This window comes from Lactobacillus sp. HMSC08B12 (assembly GCF_001808415.1).
GTDB classification, from domain to species: Bacteria; Bacillota; Bacilli; order Lactobacillales; family Lactobacillaceae; genus Lactobacillus; species Lactobacillus delbrueckii.
This window is the reverse complement of record NZ_KV793120.1, coordinates 1-2,280: the sequence shown is the minus strand read 5'-3', so window position 1 is coordinate 2,280 and position 2,280 is coordinate 1. Positions and strand designations below refer to the sequence as shown.

General features: G+C 50.2%; 5 protein-coding genes. 2 read left to right on the top strand and 3 right to left on the bottom strand.

All coding sequences use genetic code 11. From position 1 onward, the window contains the following. Window positions 1–325, top strand: a 325-nt coding sequence (gene tnpA, locus HMPREF3168_RS02270) for an IS200/IS605 family transposase (RefSeq protein ID WP_070488297.1), incomplete at its 5' end; no start/stop codon positions are given. Between the two features lie 79 nt (window positions 326–404). On the opposite strand, the gene HMPREF3168_RS10580 is transcribed toward tnpA, so the two are convergent. From HMPREF3168_RS10580 to HMPREF3168_RS02260, 3 genes are read right to left on the bottom strand one after another with little or no spacing between them, the layout of a single operon-like run. Next, window positions 405–482, bottom strand: coding sequence for a hypothetical protein (locus HMPREF3168_RS10580; protein ID WP_336621732.1), 78 nt, complete (start codon window positions 480–482; stop codon window positions 405–407). A gap of 22 nt (window positions 483–504) precedes the next feature. Continuing rightward, window positions 505–642 carry a hypothetical protein gene (locus HMPREF3168_RS10575; RefSeq protein ID WP_236156869.1) on the bottom strand — a complete coding sequence of 46 codons (138 nt, stop codon included), beginning with the start codon at window positions 640–642 and terminating at the stop codon, window positions 505–507. Beyond that, the gene (locus HMPREF3168_RS02260; protein ID WP_236156870.1) at window positions 639–1,028 is read right to left on the bottom strand and encodes a hypothetical protein; all 390 of its coding nucleotides are present in this window, start codon (window positions 1,026–1,028) and stop codon (window positions 639–641) included. The genes HMPREF3168_RS10575 and HMPREF3168_RS02260 overlap by 4 nt, the downstream gene beginning before the upstream one ends. Before the next feature lie 303 nt (window positions 1,029–1,331). Between HMPREF3168_RS02260 and HMPREF3168_RS02255 the strand changes: the two genes are divergently transcribed. After that, entirely contained in the window at window positions 1,332–2,246 is a 915-nt protein-coding gene (locus HMPREF3168_RS02255) for a cytochrome C5 (RefSeq protein ID WP_070488293.1), read from the top strand. Window positions 2,247–2,280: the final 34 nt, after the last annotated feature.

Here is a 2,280-nt window from a genome sequence, read left to right as displayed (position 1 = left end):
GTCGGACATCCAGATCCAGGAAATGGAAGTCATGCCTGATCACGTTCATATGCTCATCTCGTTTTCGCCAAAGCAGAGGCCTGTAGACATAGTTAAGGGGCTGAAGGGCTGGACAGCTCGGAAATGGTTTGAGCTGTACCCGGAAACTAAGCAGATGCTATGGGGTGGCCATCTCTGGTCGCCAAGCTATTTTATGAGCACCTTAGGTGACATGAGCAAAGAAGTCGTTAAAAATTACATTGCATCTCAGTACACGGCAGCCATGAAAAAACAGCAGAATGGCAAGTATGGCGAGTTGGAAAGAAAGAGAAGAAAGAGAAACTAAAAAACGCCCCAATGGGGCGTTTTTGCGTGCTTGACTCATGTCTAAAGACACGAGTTTGCGCACGCTTTTTAATCAAGACTTACTTTTCTTGCTTTCTTTTCTCAAAGCTGAAGCCAAAGAGAGAAACTCCGGCCAGCAGAGAAAGAATGCCTGCCAAGATGCCTGGCTTAGCGTCCTTTTCACCGGTTTGCGGGAGCTGAGCTGCAGCTGGAGCCTTGGCTACTGGTGCTGTATTTATTGGCTGACTTAGTTACAGGAGTTGGAGTCTTGGCTGCTGACTTAGTTGCTGGCTCTTCATCCGTGGTCACTACAGTCACAACGTCACCGCCGTCAGTATCTTCTTCCGTATCAGCTGGTTCTTCAGTATTTTCCTCAGCGGTTGGTTCTGTAGAAAGTTCTTCGGACGGCTCGGTAGTCGGTTCTGTCGTTGGATCCGTTGACGGTTCTGTACTTGGCTGAGTCGGTTCAGTTGGAGTCGTTGGGCCCGGTCCGTCGGCTGTGTTGCTTCCAAGGCAGCCAAGCGGGCCTTTGCCAGGTTTAAAGCGTGCAGAGCTGCGGCCGCTTTTGCCGTAGCAGTGGCCAACGCTTCCTTCTTTTCCGCCAAATCAGCTTCCGCCGCGGACAAATCAGTTTGGGCAGCTTCATTGGCCTTTTGGGCTTCATTGACTGCACTTTCCTGGTCAGCAACCGCAACTGCTGCCATCTGCTTGATCCGGGTCTCGCTTTCATGTTTTTCTGCTTTTCGCTCTTAAATAGTAAAATCACATATATATTATATCTAATTATAAATGATGGAAATATTCCCGGGAAAGCAGGAAGCACCGGAAAAATAAAGATTCTTCTATCTATTAAAAAGACAAAAGTATCATCAAAAAGCAATAAAGCTGCTAAACTATTTTTCACCCAAATGATCGGTAATTAGCCTATAATTTTAGTTAAACCGTCTGAAAAAAGAGCCTTTGCAAGCCAACTTGTGCTAGGCTTGTGATGCGAAAGGAAGATTTATATGGCAAGAATGTCGCGCAGACAGTACCAAGAAAGACAAGAACAAACCGCGCAAAAGCAGACGCGGCAGACAAACCCTAATTCCGTTCCCCGCCTGAACACTGACGGGGCTTCAAGAAGCAAGCAGAAGGTCCGGCTCAACTTCTGGCAGATCTTCGCCGACCGCCCTTACGTCACGGTCATCATGATCAGCCTGGCCCTCTTCTGCATCCTGGCCAAGTGGTGGATCGGCCTGGCCATCATCATCATCTTGACCATCGCCGGTATCTTCGTGATTGGCCGCTCTCACCACCCTAACCGGGTCCTCAGTCTGGAATTCAAGCTCAAGGCCTCCCGCAAGCTGAGTATGATCAAGGCCCTGCAGCTTTTGGGTTCAACCATCATGTTCCTTGCCGCCTACATGCGGCAGATCGTCAGCGTTGACTTCTCCAGCGCCGGGGCGACTGACAGCCTAACAGTCATCCAGAACATGCTCTCCAATCAAGGGACTTTCGGCCAGCAAGGTTCCTATTTCTTGAACCTCTTCAACCAGCTGACCGGGGGATCGCTTTGGGGGACCTACCGCTACGCTACCAACAGCTCGCAGATGATGAACTCCACTGCCGGCACCATGATCATCCTCTGGATCTTCCTCTTGATGATCGCCCCGGCCTTCTGCGTTTTGTCCCAGTTCTTCAGAGAGCCTTACTCCCGGCACGTGATGACGGTGGCTTCCTTGATTTCCACCATCTCCTTTGCCTTGACGCCAACTTTGATGAACCGCTGGGTCATCTCATACGCCGTAGAAAACCAGATGAGCCAGGCAGCAGCGGAAAACGCCGTCCAAGTCGGCGGCATGGTCTACCCGGCCATCATCTCCGCCGTCTTCGTCTTTATCCTGGCTATCTACCGGGAAATCAAGAAAGATGAATGTTGATGGTAACCCCTTACTGAAGTAAGGGGCTTGAAGC

Excerpts from the sequence above, each read along its gene's own strand:
- HMPREF3168_RS02260 (WP_236156870.1), bottom strand. The coding sequence starts at position 1,028 with ATGGCAGCAGTTGCGGTTGCTGACCAGGAAAGTGCAGTCAATGAAGCC.
- HMPREF3168_RS02255 (WP_070488293.1), top strand. The coding sequence starts at position 1,332 with ATGGCAAGAATGTCGCGCAGACAGTACCAAGAAAGACAAGAACAAACC.